Here is an 18,938-nt window from a genome sequence, read left to right on the forward strand (position 1 = left end):
ATGTTCAAATCTTCCTTGGAAACTTTGGAGCAGTTTAAGCAAGTGCTGTCCGATCTGCCCTTAGATTGTTATTCCCGATCTTGCGATATTTTGTCCAATGCTACCATTGGTCAGCATACGCGGCACATCATCGAACTCTACCTTTGCTTGATCAATGGGTATGAGTTTTCCGATGTCTCTTATGATCGTCGTGAGCGCAATCTCAGAATCGAAGAGGATTTGGATTATGCCCTAGATAGGTTGACCTATATTCAGGAGCACCTTGAAAAGCAGAACAAGAGCATCAAGATAAATTATGAATTGAGTGGAGGTGAAAATAGCTTGGACTCTAATTACTTTAGGGAGGTCATGTATAATTTAGAGCATACCATACATCACCAAGCATTGATCAAAGTGGGCATCAAACATCTTTCTTCTCAAGAAATTCCAGAGTCTTTTGGAGTGGCTCCATCTACCCTTCAATATCGAAAGGTATGTGCACAGTAAGTTTTATATCCTCCGGAGGGACCCGGTTGATTACCTCTAACCGTGATGAACATATTTCAAGACCTTTGGCCTTAAGGCCGCAAGAAGAAACCTTGGGATCTGTAAAAGTACTTTTTCCAAAGGACCCTAAAGCGGGGGGTACCTGGTTTGCCCTTAATGAAAATGGTTCGGTTGCCGTACTGCTCAATGGTGGTTTTGTAAATCATGCCCCAAATGGGACCTATGCCCGAAGTAGGGGATTGGTACTTTTGGACATTATCGCATCGGAACGGCCATATGTGCTTTTGGAGGAAATACCGCTGATCGATATCGAGCCCTTTACCTTGGTCTTGTTCAATGGTGAGCTATTGGAGTTTAGATGGGATGGAAATCAAAAATATTTTAGGCCATTGGATAAGAACAAGAATTATATTTGGTCTTCGGCAACCCTCTATACCGATGAAGTAATTGAGCACCGGAGAAGATTGTTTCGAAAGTTTGTGGAATCAAATCCCAGGGCCACCGCTAGCAAGGTAGTCGATTTTCATTCCAATAATCACAATGATTATGAGAATGGATTTATAATCGATCGCGATTCTGGTCTTAAAACTTTCAGTGTGACCCAAGCAGTGCTTGATCAAGGGGACATTATGATGCGTCACTTGGACCTATTGAACGATAAATTTTTCGAAATTCCCTTTTCACCCTCGCAACTCACCATGTAAGAGCAATGGATTCCCTTAAATTGATATGGCATCGAATAACCAATTGGGAGTATTGGCCGTTTTGGTTGATCTATTACCCCATGTTTCCAGTTTGGTTGTTTTATTCTTTGAAGGCAAGGTCTTTTTTCTTTTTTAATGCGGCCAATCCAGGTATGAAAAATGGGGGCATGGCCATGATATCCAAGATGGAAATCTACACTATGATTCCCGAACGATTTATTCCCAAAACCGTTTTTATTGAAAAGAATGATACTCCTGAATTGGCATTGGAGCGAGTTTTGGAAAATGATATCGGTTTTCCATTCATTGCTAAGCCGGATATCGGGATGAAAGCTTTTGGCGTGGAGAAAATCCATAACAAGGATGAGTTTAGAAATTATCTGAATTGGACGCCTTCCCATTTTTTGGTACAAGAACTTATACCTTACCAAAAGGAAGTGGGGATATTTTATGTACGCAAACCCGATGAAGTTCATGGTAAGATTACCGGGATTGTGTCCAAGGAATTTCTATCTGTCACTGGTGATGGACAGAGCACCATGCTCGAGCTCATCAAAAGGAATCCTCGAAGTCACTTACAATTAGCAGTGTTGAAAAAAAAGTTCGGTGCACAACTTCAGGAGGTTTTAATCGAAGGGGAGGAATTTATCTTGGTGCCCTACGGTAGCCATACGCGAGGGGCCAAGTTCGTCGATATCAGTCATAAAATCAATGAAGCATTGGTAAATACCATAGATGATATATGTTCCCAAATGAACGGTTTCCATTACGGACGATTGGATGTGCTCTACAATACATTTGAGGAACTCTGCCAAGGAAAGAACTTTAGTGTTATTGAAGTGAATGGTGCAGGGGGAGAGGCCACCCATATTTACGACCCCCAGCATTCCTTGTTTTGGGCATGGCGGGAAGTTGCCCGCCATTGGGCCATGTTGTGCGAGATCAGTATAGCCAACAAAAAAGCTGGCCATACCTATCTTAGTTTTAAGGACGGAAGGGCTATGTTGAAACAAACAGGTGCTTTGCAGGCGCAATTAAAGTTTTAGGGAAATTAAAGAATTCCCTGTATGTAATTTTCCATGGCACTAGGCTCCGTTGTTGGGGCAAAGCGCTTTACGGGCCTACCTGTTTTATCGATTACAAATTTGGTGAAGTTCCATTTGATTTTTCCTCCCAACAGGCCACTCAATTCGGATTTTAGATATTTAAAAATGGGATGGGCACCACTACCATTGACATCGATTTTGGCAAACATAGGAAAGGAAACCCCATAGTTCACTTGGCAAAATTCTTGGATGTTATCGGCACTGCCCGGCTCCTGGTTTCCAAATTGATTGCAAGGAAAGCCCAAAATCACCAATCCTTGATCTTTATATGTTTTATAAAGTGTTTCCAGGCCTTCGTACTGAGGGGTAAGGCCACATTTACTGGCGGTATTCACCACTACAATAGTTTTGTCCTTGTATTTTTCCATGGACTCCGTGGTCCCATCTAATCGCTCTGCTTCAAACTTGTAGAATTCCATAGTGTTATTTGTTTTTGTTCACAAGATACTTGAGGGCTCCAGTTGACCAAAGGGCCCAAAGTATCAGAACGGGCTGAAAAAACAAACGAACAAACCTTTTGAGGTCAGTGTCCAATCCAAATGCATCGATTCCGTTCGTGTATTGTGAAATGTTTCCTGGGAATATCAAGATATAGAAAATGGCCAAAACTATTCCAGTTTTTACCTTGTATTTAACCAAAAACACCATGGCAAGTCCCAAAAGTATCTCAACAAGGCCCGAGGCAACCACAACAAAATCCATAAAAGCTTCGCTTGTGGGCAACCATCTTGGTACTTGGGCCTGGAATTCTTCGCGTTGAAAGGTGAGGTGACCAAAACCGGCCATCATCATCAATAGACCCAGTATAATTCTAAAAACGTTTTGTACAGTACTTGTTGTAGCGTTCATTTGAAAATATTTCAGGTTCGTTTAAAGATAATTATATCCCAAAGGAAGCCCTTACTGAAAAGCATCAAATGTTAACCCATATCATGAGTCTATTCCTTCAAACCGAGTCTCTGCTTCAGGGTATTCATAATAATAGGTGCATGGATCCGCGAGTTTTCTATAAACCATTTATGTGTTTCCATTCCACCACAGATAACTCCTGCCAGAAATAGTCCTTTAATATTGGTTTCCATGGTCTCAGGGTCATAATTCGGAAGTCTTTTCGGGTCTTTCGATAACGCTATGCCCAATTTTTCCAAAAAGCTGAAATTCGGCATATAACCTGTCAATGCCAATACAAAATCGTTGGCCATGGTGATTTCTCCTTCAGGGGTGTCCAATACGATTTCATGCGGTCTTATTTCCTTTACCGTGGAGTTGTAATATGCTTTGATGCTGCCTTCTTCTATCCTGTTGATAATATCTGGGCGTACCCAATATTTTACGCGTGGGCCAACCTCTGGGCCACGGATTACCAACGTGACCTCGGCCCCTTTTCGCCAACATTCCAATGCGGCGTCTATAGCGGAATTGCTAGCGCCGACAACAACCAATTTTTGGCTGGCATAAAAATGCGGATCGTTATAGTAATGGGATACTTTGGGAAGGTCTTCTCCGGGAACGTTTATGCGGTTTGGTAGGTCATAAAACCCTGTGGCAACAACAACATTTTTTGCCGTGTACTCATCTTTATCGGTCAATACCTTAAAAATATCACCATCTTTTTTGGTATCTATGACTTTTTCAAAAAGGTGGATATTCAGCTGGTTGGAGGTCACGATTCTTCGGTAATATTCCAGTGCCTCGTTTCGTTTTGGCTTGGCCTCTTTACTAATGAAGGGTATCTCGTCTATCTCCAATTTTTCGGAAGATGAGAAGAACTGCATGTTCACAGGGTAGTTGAAAAGCGAATTTACGATAGGTCCCTTTTCTATAATGATATAGGATAGGCCTTGTTTTTTTGCTTCAAGTCCACAGGCTATACCAATGGGGCCGCCCCCAATGATAACTACATCAAATTGTTGCATTACGCTATTTCTTCTTTTAATTTTTTAATCGTTTCTGTTGGGTTATCGCTCTTGAAGACGAAACTTCCGGCGACCAGAACGTCAGCTCCATGATCGATCAATTTTTTCGCATTGCCGGCATTAACCCCTCCATCTATTTCAATCAGGGTGTTGGCATTTTTACGATTGATGAGTTCCTTGAGGTCCGATACTTTTTGGTAGGTGTTCTCGATAAAGGATTGCCCTCCAAAGCCCGGGTTAACGCTCATTATAATGACAATATCAATGTCTTGAATGGTGTCTTCCAGCAATTTCACCGAAGTATGGGGGTTAATGGCTACTCCCGCCTTCATACCTTCTGCCTTGATGGCCTGTAAGGTTCTGTGCAAATGTGGACATGCCTCATAATGGACGGAAAGATTATGTACGCCCAAATCTGCAAATGTTTTAATGTACCTATCAGGATCAACAATCATTAGGTGGGTGTCCAACGGTTTTTTGGCATGTTTGGCAATGGCTTGTATCACTGGCATTCCAAAGGAGATGTTGGGTACAAAGACACCGTCCATGACATCCAAATGGAACCAGTCGGCATCACTATGGTTCACCATTTCTATTTCTTGTTGAAGATTGGCAAAGTCGGAAGCCAAGAGCGAAGGGGCGATCATTGATTTGTTCATGTTACAAAGTTAGCCAATTACGGACATCCATAAACGAAAAAAACTCCGGTAATCAGCCGGAGTTTATTCATCAATCAAAAAACGAACAGTCATGATAAACTGTTATATCTTACTAAATTACAACTTTCCTGCCAAAAATCAAATTTAAGGATAGTTTAACTGTAATTAATAGGGTAAATTTCACACTTTATCCCAAATATGTCTTTAAAATCTTACTTCTGGAGGTGTGCTTCAACCTTCTAATGGCCTTTTCCTTGATCTGGCGAACCCTTTCCCTGGTCAAGTCAAAAGTTTCACCGATTTCTTCCAAGGTCATGGAATGTTGACCTGCCAATCCAAAATAAAGACGGATAACATCGGCTTCACGAGGGGTCAAGGTCTCCAATGCACGCTCAATTTCCGTACGAAGTGAGTCATGCAAGAGTTCCTTGTCCGGGTTTGGAGACTCGCCACTACGCAATACATCGTAAAGGTTCGAATCTTCACCATCGATCAAAGGAGCGTCCATGGATACGTGGCGACCCGAGTTTTTCAAGGATTGCTTTACGTCTTCCACTGTCATGTCCAATTCTTTGGCAATTTCCTCAGCGGATGGTGGACGTTCGTGTGCCTGCTCCAAGAAAGCAAATGTCTTGTTGATCTTGTTTATGGATCCGATCTTGTTCAATGGCAAACGTACAATACGGGATTGTTCTGCCAATGCTTGTAGAATGGACTGACGAATCCACCAAACGGCATATGAAATAAATTTAAATCCACGGGTTTCATCAAAACGCTGAGCGGCTTTAATGAGTCCCAGGTTTCCTTCATTGATCAAATCAGGAAGTGTCAACCCTTGGTTTTGGTACTGTTTTGCCACAGAAACCACGAACCTAAGGTTGGCTTTAGTTAATTTTTCCAAGGCTACTTGGTCTCCCGCTTTTATTCGCTGTGCCAACTCCACTTCCTCATCGGCGGTAATCAAATCCACCTTACCGATTTCCTGCAAATACTTGTCCAACGACGCGGTTTCCCTATTGGTAACCTGTTTTGTAATCTTTAACTGTCTCATCTAATAAATCCCTTCAAATTTAATTTGTGAGCCGGAGCTCATTAGGTTATACGTTCAAAAAAGTAAAAAGTTACATTTAGCTTGTATTTTTTTTAAAAAGTCTGATTTGTTAAGCCATATAAAGTTGTCAAGTCGAGCGTAGTTTAGACCTTGCTTTTTGACTTTGAGGGCAATTACTTCTCGACTGCGCTCGAAGTGACAGCTTATTATTTTGGCTATGAATTTTACAAAAAAGAAACCCCGAGGAAGCACCTCGGGGTTGTTTTATAAAATAGGATTACGTTAAAAACTAATCCCTTCTTGGTTTTCTGTCACGGTCACCGCCTCTTCGGTCGCCACCTCTACGGTCGCCACCACCTCTGCGATCACCACGGTCTCCACCTCTATCATTTCTAGGTGGACGTTCCTTGTATCCTTCAGGTTTTGGCAACAAGGCTTTTCTTGATACCTTTTCCTTTTTGGTTCTTGGGTCGATTCCGAAGTATTTTACATCGAATACATCTCCCATGTTCACGACATCGGATACATTTTCTGTGCGTTCCCAAGCCAACTCGGATACGTGAAGCAAGACTTCATTGCCCGGTGCCTCAGTATATTCTACCACAGCTCCGAAATCCAACATCTTGATTACTTTCACTTCGTAAACACTTCCAACTTCCGGCTTGAACATCAGGGCATCGATTTTTGCCAATACGGCATCGATACCATTTTGATCTGTACCCAAGATTTCCACGATACCTTCTTCGGTGTCCGGGTCCTCATTGATTACGATGGTAGTGTTCGTTGTTTTCTGAAGCTCTTGGATTACTTCACCACCTTTACCAATAAGTGCTCCAATGTACTCGCCTGGAATGATTCTGGTAACGATCTTAGGTGCATAGGATTTAACCTCTGGTCTTGGTTCTGCAATTGTCTCTGTAAGTTTGCCCAAAATGTGCATTCTTCCGTCCCTTGCCTGCATCAATGCTTTTACCAAGATTTCATAAGAAAGTCCTTTTACTTTAATGTCCATTTGACATGCTGTAATACCATCTTCGGTACCAGTTACCTTAAAGTCCATATCACCTAAGTGATCTTCATCTCCCAAGATATCGGAAAGAACAGCGTATTTTCCAGTTTCGGTGTCGGTAATCAATCCCATTGCAATACCGGAAACAGGCTTTTTCAATTGAACACCTGCGTCCATTAAGGCCATTGTACCTGAACACACAGTAGCCATGGAAGAGGAACCATTGGATTCCAATACTTCGGAAACTACACGTACGGTGTAAGGACAATCCTCTGGAATCATCCCTTTAAGGGCACGTTGTGCCAAGTTACCGTGTCCTACCTCTCTACGGGAAGTACCACGGATTGGTCGTGCTTCACCTGTTGAGAAAGGAGGGAAGTTGTAGTGCAAATAGAATGTTTCCTCACCTTCGTAAGATGGCATATCTATTTGGTTGGCCTCTCTGGATGTACCCAAAGTAACGGTTGCCAAAGCTTGTGTTTCACCTCTGGTAAAGATGGCGGAACCGTGTACGGATGGTAAATAATCCGTTTCGCACCAGATAGGTCTGACATCTGTAGTCTTACGACCATCTAAACGAAGACCTTCTTCCAAAGTGAGGTTTCTAACAGCTTCTTTTTCGGCTTTGTGGTAGTATTTGGAAACCAAATCACCGAATTTTTCCAATTCCTCTTCGGAGAAAGATTCTTTGATTTCTTCTTTTATAGCGGCAAATGCCTCACTGCGTTCTTTTTTGGAAGAACCTGCCTTGGCCACTTCATATACCTTGTCATAGGCCATGTCGTGGATTTTTTTCTGAAGATCTTCGTCCTCAGCTTCAGGCTCGTACTCACGAACTTCTTTTTTACCGAAGGCTTCGGCCAATTTTTCCTGTGCAGCACATTGTACTTTAATGGCTTCATGGGCAAATTTGATGGCTTCTACCATTTCCTCTTCGGAAATCTCGTCCATCTCACCTTCAACCATCATAACAGAATCTGCAGAGGCACCGATCATCATGTCGATGTCGGATTCTTTCAATTGTTCTCTGGTTGGATTGATGATGAATTCACCATTAACCCTACCTACGCGAACTTCTGAAATGGCACATTCGAATGGGAAATCCGAAAGTTGAATGGCAGCAGAAGCGGCCAATCCAGCCATGGCATCTGGCATAACGTCTTCGTCATGGGACATCAACTGGATCATTACTTGAGTTTCAGAATGATAATCTTTTGGGAACAATGGTCTCAAAACCCTGTCCACCAAACGCATGGTCAATACTTCGCCATCACTTGGTCTTGCTTCTCTTTTAAAGAAACCACCAGGGTAACGTCCTGCAGCGGCAAATTTTTCACGATAATCCACGGTAAGTGGTAAAAAGTCCACATCCGCAGCTTTGTAATTTGAGACAACTGTACACAATAGCATACACTTGCCAGATTGGACAACAACAGAGCCATGTGCCTGTTTTGCCAGTTTTCCGGTTTCGATAGAAATCTCTCTACCGTCACCAAGGTCTATGACCTCTTTGAATGTCTTTGGAATCATAAAATTAATCTTACCTAACCAACAAGGTCAGGTCGTTAAACATTTGGTCTACCGCCATCCGGGCGGTCGGGTTGTGTTGTTGTTGTGTGTGCCTTGGGCACTTGACCAATGAAAAACTATTTGTAGCTTTTTGTGTTTGCCCACTTTATACTGGGACTTTTTGTTGAAACACGTTCAACTAAAACAAAGGGGAAGCCTATGCCTCCCCTTTTGTTTTTATTTTCTGATACCTAGTTCCTTAATTAAGGTACGGTATTTTGCAATATCTTTTTTCTTTAGGTAATCCAAAAGACTACGTCTTTTACCTACCAATGCCACCAAAGAACGCTCAGTGTTATAATCTTTGTGGTTCTTTTTAAGGTGTCCTGTCAGGTGGTTGATACGGTGCGTGAACAATGCAATTTGTCCTTCCGTAGAACCGGTGTTGCTCTCAGAGCCGCCGTATTTCTTGAAAATATCGGCTTTTACTTCTTTCGTTAGATACATTCCAATATTATTTAAATGATTTTTATGTATTGATTGACCTTCAATCAGCGTGCAAAGATATGCTTTTATTTGAAACCAAAAGACTTATTGAATATAAACTTTACATATAGGGATTTGGCTTATATTCTATAGTACAAATAAAAAAAGCCCCGAATCCGGGGGCTTTTTTTAATCTCTTACCGGTTGATTGGTAATCAAATCAATATAAAGATTGATTTTTTTCTTCAAGTCCCTGCGATGGGTGATGAAGTCCAAAAATCCGTGCTCCTTCAAGAATTCAGCAGTCTGGAAACCATCCGGAAGGTCTTTTCCGGTAGTATCCTTTACTACTCGTGGGCCGGCAAAGCCGATCAGTGCTCCCGGTTCGGCAATGTTGATGTCGCCCAACATGGCATAGGAAGCAGTTGTTCCTCCTGTTGTAGGGTCTGTACAAAGCGAGATGTACGGTATTTTCGCATCGGCCAATTGTGCCAATTTAGCTGATGTTTTTGCCAACTGCATCAGTGATAATGCAGCTTCCATCATACGTGCTCCACCAGATTTGGAAATCATTATAAAAGGAATTTTTTTCCTTTTGGCCACATCGATGGCACGTGATATTTTTTCACCTACCACACTTCCCATGGAGCCTCCGATAAAACCAAAATCCATACAGGCAACAACAATGTCCTTGCCCTGCGATTTGCCAACCGCTGTTCGCACGGCATCCTTTAATCCCGTTTTGTTCTGGGCGGCCTTTAAGCGATCGGAATATTTTTTGGTATCCTCGAATTTCAAGGGGTCCTTAGAAGTCATTTTTGTGTCAAGCTCACGAAACTTGTTATCATCGAAAAGGATTTCAAAGTACTCTTTGCTTCCTATACGAACGTGATAATCATCTTCTGGACTTACGTAATAATTTTTGGCCAGATCTTCAGCCTCGACAATTTTACCGGTAGGGGATTTGTACCACAGCCCCTTGGGGGTGTCTTTCTTCTCCTCGGTAGCTGTCTGTATTCCTTTTTCCTTTCTTTTAAACCAAGACGACATGCAATCAATATTTAGTTAGACTAAGGCTTACAAGGTGTTTACGTTGTTCAGGTCTTCGAAGGCTTTCTTCAAACGCGCGATAAACGTTTTTTCTCCTTCTCTGAGCCAAACTCGTGGATCGTAGTATTTTTTGTTGGGCTGGTCATCGCCATCTGGATTTCCTATTTGTGCCTGCAGATATCCGGCCTTGCCTTGGATGTAATCACGGACACCTTCCAAAAATGCATATTGTAGATCGGTATCGATGTTCATTTTGATAACACCATAGCCAATGGCTTCCCTGATCTCTTCCAATGTAGAACCGGAGCCACCGTGGAACACAAAATCGATATGATTGTGCTCAACGCCATATTTCTCTGTAATAAACTCTTGGGAGTTCTTAAGGATCTTTGGAGTCAATTTTACGTTTCCGGGCTTGTATACACCGTGTACGTTACCGAATGCCGCTGCGATTGTGAAGCGAGGGCTAACTTTGGAAAGTTCTTCGTAAGCAAAGGCCACTTCTTCAGGCTGGGTGTACAATTTGGAATCGTCAACGTCAGAGTTGTCCACACCATCCTCTTCACCTCCTGTAATTCCCAATTCGATCTCCAAGGTCATGTCCATTTTGCTCATGCGCTCCAGGTAACCTTTACAGATTTCAATGTTTTCTTCGATCGGTTCTTCAGAAAGATCGATCATGTGTGAACTGAACAAGGATTTGCCAGTTTCTTTATAATGTGCCTCGCTAGCATCCAAAAGTCCATCGATCCAAGGCAATAATTTCTTGGCGCAGTGGTCTGTGTGAAGGATGACCGTGGCACCATAGGCCTCTGCCAATTGGTGTACATGTTTTGCTCCTGCAACAGCACCTAGAATAGCTGCTTTTTGACCGTCGTTAGAAAGTCCTTTACCTGCATTGAACTGTGCACCTCCGTTGGAGAACTGGATGATTACGGGGGAATTTAAATTGGCCGCTGTTTCCATTACGGCATTGATGCTGTCCGATCCGATCACATTTACCGCAGGAAGCGCATATCCGTTTTCCTTGGCATGGTTGAAAATTGCTTGTACTTCATCACCGGTAGCAACACCGGGCTTTATATTGTGGGACATAGTTATATTGGTTTCGAGTTAAATAGGAGACAAAAGTAATAAATTATTTGCTCTAGAAAGGATAATTGATCCCTATGTTGAAGACGGCCTTTTTCAGGTTGTACCCATCGAACCAGCGATCGGACCCTATCTTGGCTGGATTGTAGGTCTTGAACCCGACATCGAGACGGAATACAAAATAGGTGAAATCGTACCTTAGACCAAGACCGGTTCCCAATGCAATATCCCCTAATGAGGAGAATCCGCTAAAAATCGCATCCGGATTGGTTTCGTTGTCGAACACGTTCCAAATGTTCCCCGCATCTGCAAAGAGGGCTCCCTTTACATCCCCGGCAATAGGGAAGCGATATTCCAAGTTGAGCGCCAATTTTAGGTTGGCCTCATTAAAATCGTTGATGTTGTCCGTGCTTCCCGGGCCAAGTTCGTAAGCGTTCCAGGCCCTATTGTCGTTAGACCCCCCTGCAAAATAACTTCGAACGAATGGGACATTGTCGGAATTTCCGTAGGGAATGGCCAATCCGGAGAAACTTCGGAACGCGATTACCTGCCCACCGCCGATTTCCCAGTGGCGGATATAGTCGAACTCCGTTTTTACATATTGGGAGAACGGGACACCGAAAACAAGGTTTTGTCCCTCTGGATTTTTGTTGAACGGAATTACATTGGTGAGCATTGAGAGCATGCCGCCGGCACTTTCCAGTTTAATACGATACTGATAAAAGTCCAGGTCGTTAATTCCCGACTTACTGTTTTTGGTGTGTGTGAAATTGGTGGCAAATATAAGGTTGTTCTCGGTCAATCTCCTGCGCCGCTCTTCAATGCTGTTGACTATATCCCTGTCTTCTCGGCTAACGGGAATGGAGTCATTCAAAACATAACGGGCAAAATTATTGGCCCCTTCAGGAATGCTCAGCCTTGGCTCCTCCCCCTCTTCCTGTATGGGTTCAAAATAAGGGGCGTATTGAGGATCGTCCTGGAATTGGTCCGCAATTTCATCCAAGTTTGAAAATGTGTTACGGTAAACGTTGTAAAAATTGTCCGTGTTTACATTACGAACAAACTCGACATTCAATAGCTCTATGTTGTTTTTGATACGGTCTGTTGGTGACCAGTTATAGGATAGAATGGAGTTTAAGGATTGCTTGTCCAATCCAATGTTTCGCTGAAAATTGGTACCTGCCGATAACCTGCTCTGTGGCAACATATAGTAAGGGATGATTTGCTCCGTATTAAAAGGGAGCCATATTCTTGGAAACGTAATGTTGACGTCTCCCCCGAGTTCAGAGGTGAACGTGGCATCGGTTGGTCCAGAGTCGTTGAGCAACCCTATAGAGCCCCTTGCGGATACATTCAAGGTCTCCGCTCCCCCAAATACATTACGGGTGATCACCGTGGCACTGAATGCAGTTCCGACTTGTTGGATGTTGGAATGGGTGACATCAAAATTGAGGTTGAGCGAGTATTTTGGTTTGGCCGCCAAATAGATATTTGTTTCCAGTTCGGTTTGGGTAGCATCTGGTATAAACTCAACGTTCGGGTATTTAAAGGTATTCAAGTTCGTGATTTGCCGGTAGGTACGAATACGATCCAAATCCCTATAAATACTGTCCTTTTCAAAGAAAATGGCGTCTGTTAGCGCTTTGGGGCGGTACCTTAACTTATTCCGGTAATATATGTTGTAATTCTCATATGATATGCTGTTCAGTGTGTCCGTTCCACCACTAATGTCGTAATCAGCGTATATGTTTATTTTTTTGTGACGGGCCACCTTGTACGGAGTGTTGGTGTCCGTGCTGTCGCTGGTGCTCCTAAATTTTTTGATGTTTAGTTGAACGTCCATGAGCTGGTCGTCCGCAGCAATTGTCGTGTCCCTTAGAATGTCGTAGTTTATGGAACTTTCCTGAAAATTGTAGACCCCGGAGTTTCTGAACAAAGTGGTCAGTCGTTCCCTTTCCATGGTAAATTTATCCAGGTCGAACTGTTCCCCTTGCTTTACATAGCTTTTTACGGATGAACTCTTATAGATGGAATCCAACTCGGGAGAGCTAATGTTTTTTTGTATGGTGTCGATAACGTAGGGTTTGTTGAGTGTTATTTGGTATTCGATTTTGGCCCTTTTCTTTCTTTCGCCATCCAAGATCTCATAAGTACCCACATTGTTGAAGTACCCTTTACTGTTATAATAGGCTTTTAATTTGTTGATGGATTTGTTGGTCTCCGATGTGTCTATGGTTACCGGTGGTTCCCCGATTCGTTTTAAAAATTCACTTGCCCCTTTGACCATGAAGGATTCACGTAAGCGGTTCACTTGTTTTTCGGAGAGGAGGTTGTTCAGGCGTTTTTCCCTTTTTTCTTTTCTTTGCAACCAATCCTGAAAGGAGGAATCAGGATTTTCCTTGGCCAGGTTGTAAAGGTTCAATTTTAAGGGGTATCCCAACACACTGCTATTGGGTTTTTGGGTGATCAAACCTTTAATTTCGCTGGAATTGATCTTTTCGTTATCTACAATAATGGAATTTTTAGTGAGCAATAATTCATCCTCGCCAACCTTTTTTAGGGTATTACAACCCGAAATGCATAGCAAAAGCAACAATAATCCTATTTTTGCCCAGTTGCGCGTTAGACCTAAAAAAACCTTCATAGAAGCCAAAAATACACGATTTAGATGGTTACAAAAAACCAAATTAAACTAGTTGTTAGCCTAAAGCAAAAAAAGTACCGATCTCAACATGGACTATTCGTGGTGGAGGGTGAGAAAGTGGTGAACGAGCTGCTGGATGCAGGATATGCGCCTTTTGGAGTTTTTGTGGATGCACCTGAACTTATCGATAAATTTAAAGGTTCGGAACTAGTGTCGAAAAAGGAGTTGAAGCAAATGAGCAGTCTGACCCATCCTAATGGGGTATTAGCTGTTTTTCACATGAAGGAAACCGAAGGTTCCCGATACATAGGCTGGACCGTGGTTTTGGATGCCGTGAGAGATCCAGGGAACTTGGGGACCATTGTCAGGCTTTGCGATTGGTTCGGTATCAAGGAATTGGTGTGTTCACAGGATACCGTAGATTGTTATAACCCAAAGGTGCTTCAGGCAACGATGGGGTCCATTTCACGGGTGAACATATCATATCTTGATTTAAAGGATTTTTTAGGAGCTACCGACCTTCCCGTTTATGGGGCATATATGGATGGTGAGCCAGTATACGGGGCCAAACTGCCCGAAGCCGGGATATTAGTGATGGGCAACGAGGGTAACGGGATTTCCGATCATGTAGGCCGATATATTACCGACAGGATTGCCATACCACAATTTGGCGAAGCTACTACTGAGAGCCTTAATGTGGCGACTGCCACTGCGATTCTACTGAACGAGATCTGCAGAAAGCAATTTATTCAAAAGTAAAGTTGATAAAGATGCCACGGGTTCGCATGGCATTAATGTTTCCGGTCCAAGGACTGTTGGGGTCTACATCGGGAACCAATTCATCCGTTAGTGCAAACACGCCCCTTATCGATGGGGTAAACTTGAAATATTCCGTGTAAAAATCAATTCCAAAGCCCAATTCGTAACCATAGACATTTTGTTTCATTCGAAACTGGCCACTGCTGTTGTCATCCAGACTATCTTCTTGACTGCCCAAATTTATCGAGGTATAAACGCCCCCGATCACAAATGGTTTCCAGTTACCGATCCTGCGCGTACTGGCTTTTATCAATAGGGGGAACCGGATGTAGGTTGAGCGTACCTCTCGAATGGCTTCGGCTTCGGTTGTGAACCCTGGAAAACCGAGAGTCCTTGAGGTATATAGAAGTCCAGGTTCGAAACGCGCATCGAGAAATTCGTTTATCCGAAGTTCCCCGATAAGCCCAACATTGAAACCAAAGCTTTTATCTACCAAAATGTCCCTGCCAATATCCTCCTCATATTCAAATTGAAAGTCATATTGATTAAAGCCCAGATAATATCCCCAGTTCAAAAACTTCTTGTCCTCGTTTTGAAGGTTCAAGATAGGCTCACCGCCAAATTGTGCAAAGGCCATATTGTTCGACAATACGATCAGTCCCAAAAGAATAAGGAGATTTTTCATCAATCTATTTTGAAGCAACATAAATGGATGCTACACCCATTGTCTGTGGTTTGTTCTCTACTCCTATAAACCCGATTTTCTTCAAAATATTGTTGAAAGCCTCGCCATGTGGAAAAACAGATGCGGATTCACTAAGGTAGGTATAGGCCGATTTGTCCTTGGAGAATAGTTTTCCAATTGTTGGCATAATGTGTTTGGTGTAGACTTTGTACCCTTGTTTAAATGGTGTTTTGGTGGGAACCGAGGTCTCCAGGACCAAAAAGTGTCCCTTTGGTTTTAGTACACGGTGGATCTCTTCGAGGCCCTTCTCCAGATTTTCAAAATTCCGTACTCCAAAAGCTACCGTAACGGCATCGAAAGAGTTGTCTTCGAAGGGCAGGTTTTCACTGTCTCCCACTACCATTTCAATGGTGTTGTCCAATTTTTTGTTGGCCACCTTATTTTTTCCAACTTCCAACATTCCCGGTGAAAGGTCCAGACCGACTATTTTTTTAGCTCCCGTTTTTGCCATGGCAATGGCCAGGTCCCCCGTTCCCGTGGCAATATCGAGTATGGATTCCGGGGATTTGTCCTTTAGAAAGGACACGATGCGTTTGCGCCATTTTACATCCGTTCCAAAAGAAATGACCCGGTTGAGACCATCATAACTTCCGGATATGTTATCGAACATTTGTCTTACTTGCTCCTTTTTGCCGAGCTCAGATTCTTTGTAGGGCGTTACCTTTTTCGACATCGCTTTTATTTGCTGGCAAATATACAACTTAGCTAAGGGGATGCGGACAAAAATATTTATGTAATTTTGCCCTCCAAGAGGATTTATTTTCCGTATTTGGTTAAAAGTATGTGGTTTAAGAGCCACATATCATCTTTAGTGTCATTTGTAACGTGCAAATTGAATAATTTTAAGAACACATCCTATTCTAATCAATGAGAATCATTATTGCAGGTGCTGGTGAAGTTGGATTTCATTTGGCAAAATTACTATCCTATGAAGCACAGGATATCACTTTGATCGATACGGACAAAGAAAGGCTATCCTACGCGGACAACCACTTGGATATTCGGGTGCTCAAAGGTGATGCCACTTCCATACAAGTGCTGCAAGATGCACAAGTGGATGGTTCAGACCTCGTGATAGGGGTCACCGCTTCGGAAACGACCAACCTGACCCTTTGTGTTCTGGCGAAACAATTGGGCTGCAAAAGGACCATGGCCAGGATTTCCAATACGGAGTTCATGGACAACAGGGAGTTGATCAAATTCGAGCAGTTGGGCATTGATGAACTTATTTCCCCTGAGCGTTTGGCGGCTATGGAAATCCAGTTGATGCTCAATCAATCCGCATTCAACGATACCTACCAGTTTGAAGGGGGTTTGTTGACGATGTTCGGTGTAATATTGCCCAAGACCGCTCCTTTTGTCGGAAAGATGGTCAAGGAAGCAGCCAGAATTTTTCCGGAGCTTAATTTTATGCCCATCGCACTGCAACGAACCGGGACACAATTTACCCTTATCCCAAGGGGAGACACTATATTTAAGGAAGGAGATCAAGTTTACTTCATTACATCTGATAAAGGTGTCGAGGAACTTTACAAACTTTCCGGAATGCAAAAGCAGGACATCAAGAACGTAATGATCCTGGGTGGCAGTAAGGTCGGATTTAAGACCGCCAGAGACCTCTGTAACAAGAAATTCAATGTAAAGCTCATTGAGAAAAACAAGGAAAAGGCCTTTGATATAGCCGATGAACTGCCACATGCCCTGGTAATCAATGGGGATGGAAGAAATGTGGAACTGTTGGATGAAGAGAACTTGGAGTCCATGGATGCCTTCATAGCGGTAACAGGGAATTCCGAGACCAACATCATGTCCTGTTTGGTGGCCAAGAACAAAAAGATCAAAAAGACCATTGCACTGGTCGAGAACATGGATTACTTTCAATTGTCCCATTCCATAGGGGTGGATACATTGATCAATAAAAAACTACTTGCGGCCAACAGTATTTTTAGATATATCCGAAAAGGTGAGGTGTTGGCGCTGACCCGATTGAACAACTTGAACGCTGAAATTCTGGAATTTGAAGTGAAGGCTTCCTCATTGGTCAACGGAGAAATAATCAGAGAACTGAACTTCCCCCGTGAAGCAAGTATCGGTGGGGTAATACGAAATGGTGAAGGAGTGATCGCCCTAGGTGATTTTAGGATCGCTGAAGGGGATAAGGTGGTGGTCTGCTGCTTGCCCAAGGCCATTCCGAGGATAGAAAAGTTGTTCCTGTAATGAAGCTCAATACACGAATCATTATCCATATTATGGGGCTATTGCTGCTGTGCAATGGGTCCTTTATGCTTTTGGCCGCCCTAGCCAGTGGTATTTACAAAGATGGCGCGACCATGGATATTATGTTGGCCGCCATTGTCACCATGCTTTTTGGTATTATGGCCATGTTCTACACAAGGGGGCATAAAAAAGAAGTTAAAAGGAAGGAAGGCTATATTGTGGTGACCTTTGGCTGGATCGTCATGTCCATTTCAGGAATGCTGCCCTATTTGTTCTCGGGTTCAATTCCTTCGATTACGGATGCTTTTTTCGAGACCATGTCCGGTTACACAACCACAGGAGCTTCCATTTTGGATGATATAGAAGCGCTACCGGAAGGTGTGCTGCTCTGGAGAAGTTTGACCCATTGGATCGGTGGGATGGGGATCATTGTATTGGCCATTGCCATTTTGCCGCTTTTGGGTATTGGGGGTATGCAGCTATTTGCGGCGGAAGCACCTGGTCCCGGTGGTGATAAGCTTCATCCAAGGATTACGGATACGGCCAAAAGGCTCTGGTTGATCTATTTTGGATACACGGTCCTCGAGACTTTGTTGTTGAAGTTTGCGGGCATGTCGTTTTTCGATGCCATCAACCATGCATTGGCCACCATGTCAACAGGGGGGTTCTCCACTAAAAATGCGAGTCTGGCCTTTTGGAACGATCAGCCTTTGATACAGTACATCATCATTGTGTTTATGTTCTTGGCGGGAAGTAACTTTGTACTCAGTTACTTTGCCCTTACCGGTCGTGGACAGCGTATCCTGAAGGATGAAGAGTTCAAATATTATTTTGGGTTTATCGTTGTTTTTACCATAATCGCTGCACTTGGCGTATATTTTAAAGCTGATGTCCCGGTCTCGGATTTTCACCCTATGGTATTGGGAAAAGCGGAAAGTGCCTTTAGGCACACTTTGTTCCAGGTTATTGCCGTGATTACGACCACTGGTTTTGTTTCGGCCGATTTCACCTCATGGACACCATTTTTGACCGTTTTCTTTTTTGGTTTGATGTTCCTTGGAGGGTCGGCAGGTTCCACTGCAGGTGGGATCAAGGTAATGCGTCACTTGCTCATCATTAAGAACGGTATTTTGGAATTTAAAAGAACATTGCACCCCAATGCGGTCATTCCTGTGCGGTACAATCAAAAAACGGTTACCGAGCATATTGTATACAATGTAGTTGCATTTTTTGTGCTCTATATGCTCCTTTTTATTATAGGCTCCTTGGTATTGGGCTTCCTGGGACTTGATTTTGTTTCCGCTGTGGGGGGGTCGGCCTCTTCCTTGGGCAATGTTGGGCCTGCCTTGGGTAGCTTGAACCCGGTAAGCAACTACAATAGTTTGCCTGCCGCCGGAAAGTGGTGGTGCGGTTTCTTGATGTTGTTGGGTAGATTGGAACTGTTCACGGTACTTATAGTACTTACACCTTACTTCTGGAAAAAAACCTAATTAAAAAAACCTCCC

General features: G+C 43.1%; 18 protein-coding genes. 6 read left to right on the plus strand and 12 right to left on the minus strand.

The genetic code is table 11. From position 1 onward, the window contains the following. From PY091_RS12810 to PY091_RS12820, 3 genes are read left to right on the plus strand one after another with little or no spacing between them, the layout of a single operon-like run. Window positions 1–486, plus strand: a complete 486-nt coding sequence (locus PY091_RS12810) for a DinB family protein (protein WP_275650056.1) — start codon at window positions 1–3, stop codon at window positions 484–486. Next, window positions 474–1,190, plus strand: a complete 717-nt coding sequence (locus tag PY091_RS12815) for an NRDE family protein (protein WP_275650057.1) — start codon at window positions 474–476, stop codon at window positions 1,188–1,190. Before PY091_RS12810 ends, PY091_RS12815 begins: the two co-directional genes overlap by 13 nt. Before the next feature lie 5 nt (window positions 1,191–1,195). After that, on the plus strand, window positions 1,196–2,236 hold the full coding sequence (locus PY091_RS12820; protein ID WP_275650058.1) for an ATP-grasp domain-containing protein: 1,041 nt from the start codon (window positions 1,196–1,198) through the stop codon (window positions 2,234–2,236). A gap of 5 nt (window positions 2,237–2,241) precedes the next feature. On the opposite strand, the gene PY091_RS12825 is transcribed toward PY091_RS12820, so the two are convergent. The 10 genes from PY091_RS12825 to tamL form a co-directional block, all read right to left on the minus strand. Further along, window positions 2,242–2,715 carry a glutathione peroxidase gene (locus PY091_RS12825; protein ID WP_275650059.1) on the minus strand — a complete coding sequence of 158 codons (474 nt, stop codon included), beginning with the start codon at window positions 2,713–2,715 and terminating at the stop codon, window positions 2,242–2,244. A 4-nt stretch (window positions 2,716–2,719) separates the two neighbouring features. Continuing rightward, window positions 2,720–3,145, minus strand: coding sequence for a DoxX family protein (locus PY091_RS12830; protein ID WP_275650060.1), 426 nt, complete (start codon window positions 3,143–3,145; stop codon window positions 2,720–2,722). Between the two features lie 89 nt (window positions 3,146–3,234). Further along, window positions 3,235–4,212: a YpdA family putative bacillithiol disulfide reductase gene (locus PY091_RS12835; RefSeq protein WP_275650061.1), complete on the minus strand. Its 978-nt coding sequence runs from the start codon at window positions 4,210–4,212 to the stop codon at window positions 3,235–3,237. Next, window positions 4,212–4,871, minus strand: coding sequence for a ribulose-phosphate 3-epimerase (gene rpe / locus PY091_RS12840; RefSeq protein WP_275650062.1), 660 nt, complete (start codon window positions 4,869–4,871; stop codon window positions 4,212–4,214). The genes PY091_RS12835 and rpe overlap by 1 nt, the downstream gene beginning before the upstream one ends. Before the next feature lie 187 nt (window positions 4,872–5,058). After that, window positions 5,059–5,922: a sigma-70 family RNA polymerase sigma factor gene (locus tag PY091_RS12845; RefSeq protein ID WP_100817395.1), complete on the minus strand. Its 864-nt coding sequence runs from the start codon at window positions 5,920–5,922 to the stop codon at window positions 5,059–5,061. 289 nt (window positions 5,923–6,211) lie between these two features. After that, window positions 6,212–8,461, minus strand: a complete 2,250-nt coding sequence (locus PY091_RS12850; RefSeq protein ID WP_275650063.1) for a polyribonucleotide nucleotidyltransferase — start codon at window positions 8,459–8,461, stop codon at window positions 6,212–6,214. Between the two features lie 216 nt (window positions 8,462–8,677). Further along, window positions 8,678–8,947, minus strand: a complete 270-nt coding sequence (gene rpsO / locus PY091_RS12855) for a 30S ribosomal protein S15 (protein WP_275650064.1) — start codon at window positions 8,945–8,947, stop codon at window positions 8,678–8,680. 168 nt (window positions 8,948–9,115) lie between these two features. Further along, window positions 9,116–9,976 carry an acetyl-CoA carboxylase, carboxyltransferase subunit beta gene (accD, locus tag PY091_RS12860; RefSeq protein ID WP_275650065.1) on the minus strand — a complete coding sequence of 287 codons (861 nt, stop codon included), beginning with the start codon at window positions 9,974–9,976 and terminating at the stop codon, window positions 9,116–9,118. A gap of 27 nt (window positions 9,977–10,003) precedes the next feature. Beyond that, the gene (gene fbaA, locus PY091_RS12865) at window positions 10,004–11,071 is read right to left on the minus strand and encodes a class II fructose-bisphosphate aldolase (protein WP_275650066.1); all 1,068 of its coding nucleotides are present in this window, start codon (window positions 11,069–11,071) and stop codon (window positions 10,004–10,006) included. A gap of 52 nt (window positions 11,072–11,123) precedes the next feature. Further along, the gene (gene tamL, locus PY091_RS12870) at window positions 11,124–13,712 is read right to left on the minus strand and encodes a translocation and assembly module lipoprotein TamL (RefSeq protein WP_275650067.1); all 2,589 of its coding nucleotides are present in this window, start codon (window positions 13,710–13,712) and stop codon (window positions 11,124–11,126) included. A gap of 24 nt (window positions 13,713–13,736) precedes the next feature. Here tamL and PY091_RS12875 point away from each other — a divergent pair, with 24 nt between their 5' ends. Continuing rightward, window positions 13,737–14,471 (plus strand): TrmH family RNA methyltransferase, encoded by a 735-nt coding sequence (locus PY091_RS12875; RefSeq protein ID WP_275650068.1) that lies wholly within the window; start codon window positions 13,737–13,739, stop codon window positions 14,469–14,471. Here PY091_RS12875 and porT read toward each other — a convergent pair. Beyond that, window positions 14,458–15,156 (minus strand): type IX secretion/gliding motility protein PorT/SprT, encoded by a 699-nt coding sequence (porT, locus tag PY091_RS12880; RefSeq protein ID WP_275650069.1) that lies wholly within the window; start codon window positions 15,154–15,156, stop codon window positions 14,458–14,460. The two genes, PY091_RS12875 and porT, sit on opposite strands and share 14 nt — an antisense overlap. A gap of 4 nt (window positions 15,157–15,160) precedes the next feature. Further along, on the minus strand, window positions 15,161–15,889 hold the full coding sequence (gene ubiE / locus PY091_RS12885) for a bifunctional demethylmenaquinone methyltransferase/2-methoxy-6-polyprenyl-1,4-benzoquinol methylase UbiE (RefSeq protein ID WP_275650070.1): 729 nt from the start codon (window positions 15,887–15,889) through the stop codon (window positions 15,161–15,163). 194 nt (window positions 15,890–16,083) lie between these two features. On the opposite strand from ubiE, the gene trkA reads away from it, so the two are divergent. Together trkA and PY091_RS12895 are read left to right on the plus strand one after the other, a co-directional pair. After that, a complete protein-coding gene (gene trkA, locus PY091_RS12890; RefSeq protein ID WP_275650071.1) occupies window positions 16,084–17,433 on the plus strand; it encodes a Trk system potassium transporter TrkA in 1,350 nt (449 codons plus the stop codon). Further along, window positions 17,433–18,923: a TrkH family potassium uptake protein gene (locus PY091_RS12895; RefSeq protein ID WP_275650072.1), complete on the plus strand. Its 1,491-nt coding sequence runs from the start codon at window positions 17,433–17,435 to the stop codon at window positions 18,921–18,923. Before trkA ends, PY091_RS12895 begins: the two co-directional genes overlap by 1 nt. The last annotated feature ends 15 nt before the right edge of the window (window positions 18,924–18,938 follow it).

The organism is Flagellimonas okinawensis, assembly GCF_029194005.1.
Classification (GTDB): Bacteria; Bacteroidota; Bacteroidia; order Flavobacteriales; family Flavobacteriaceae; genus Flagellimonas; species Flagellimonas okinawensis.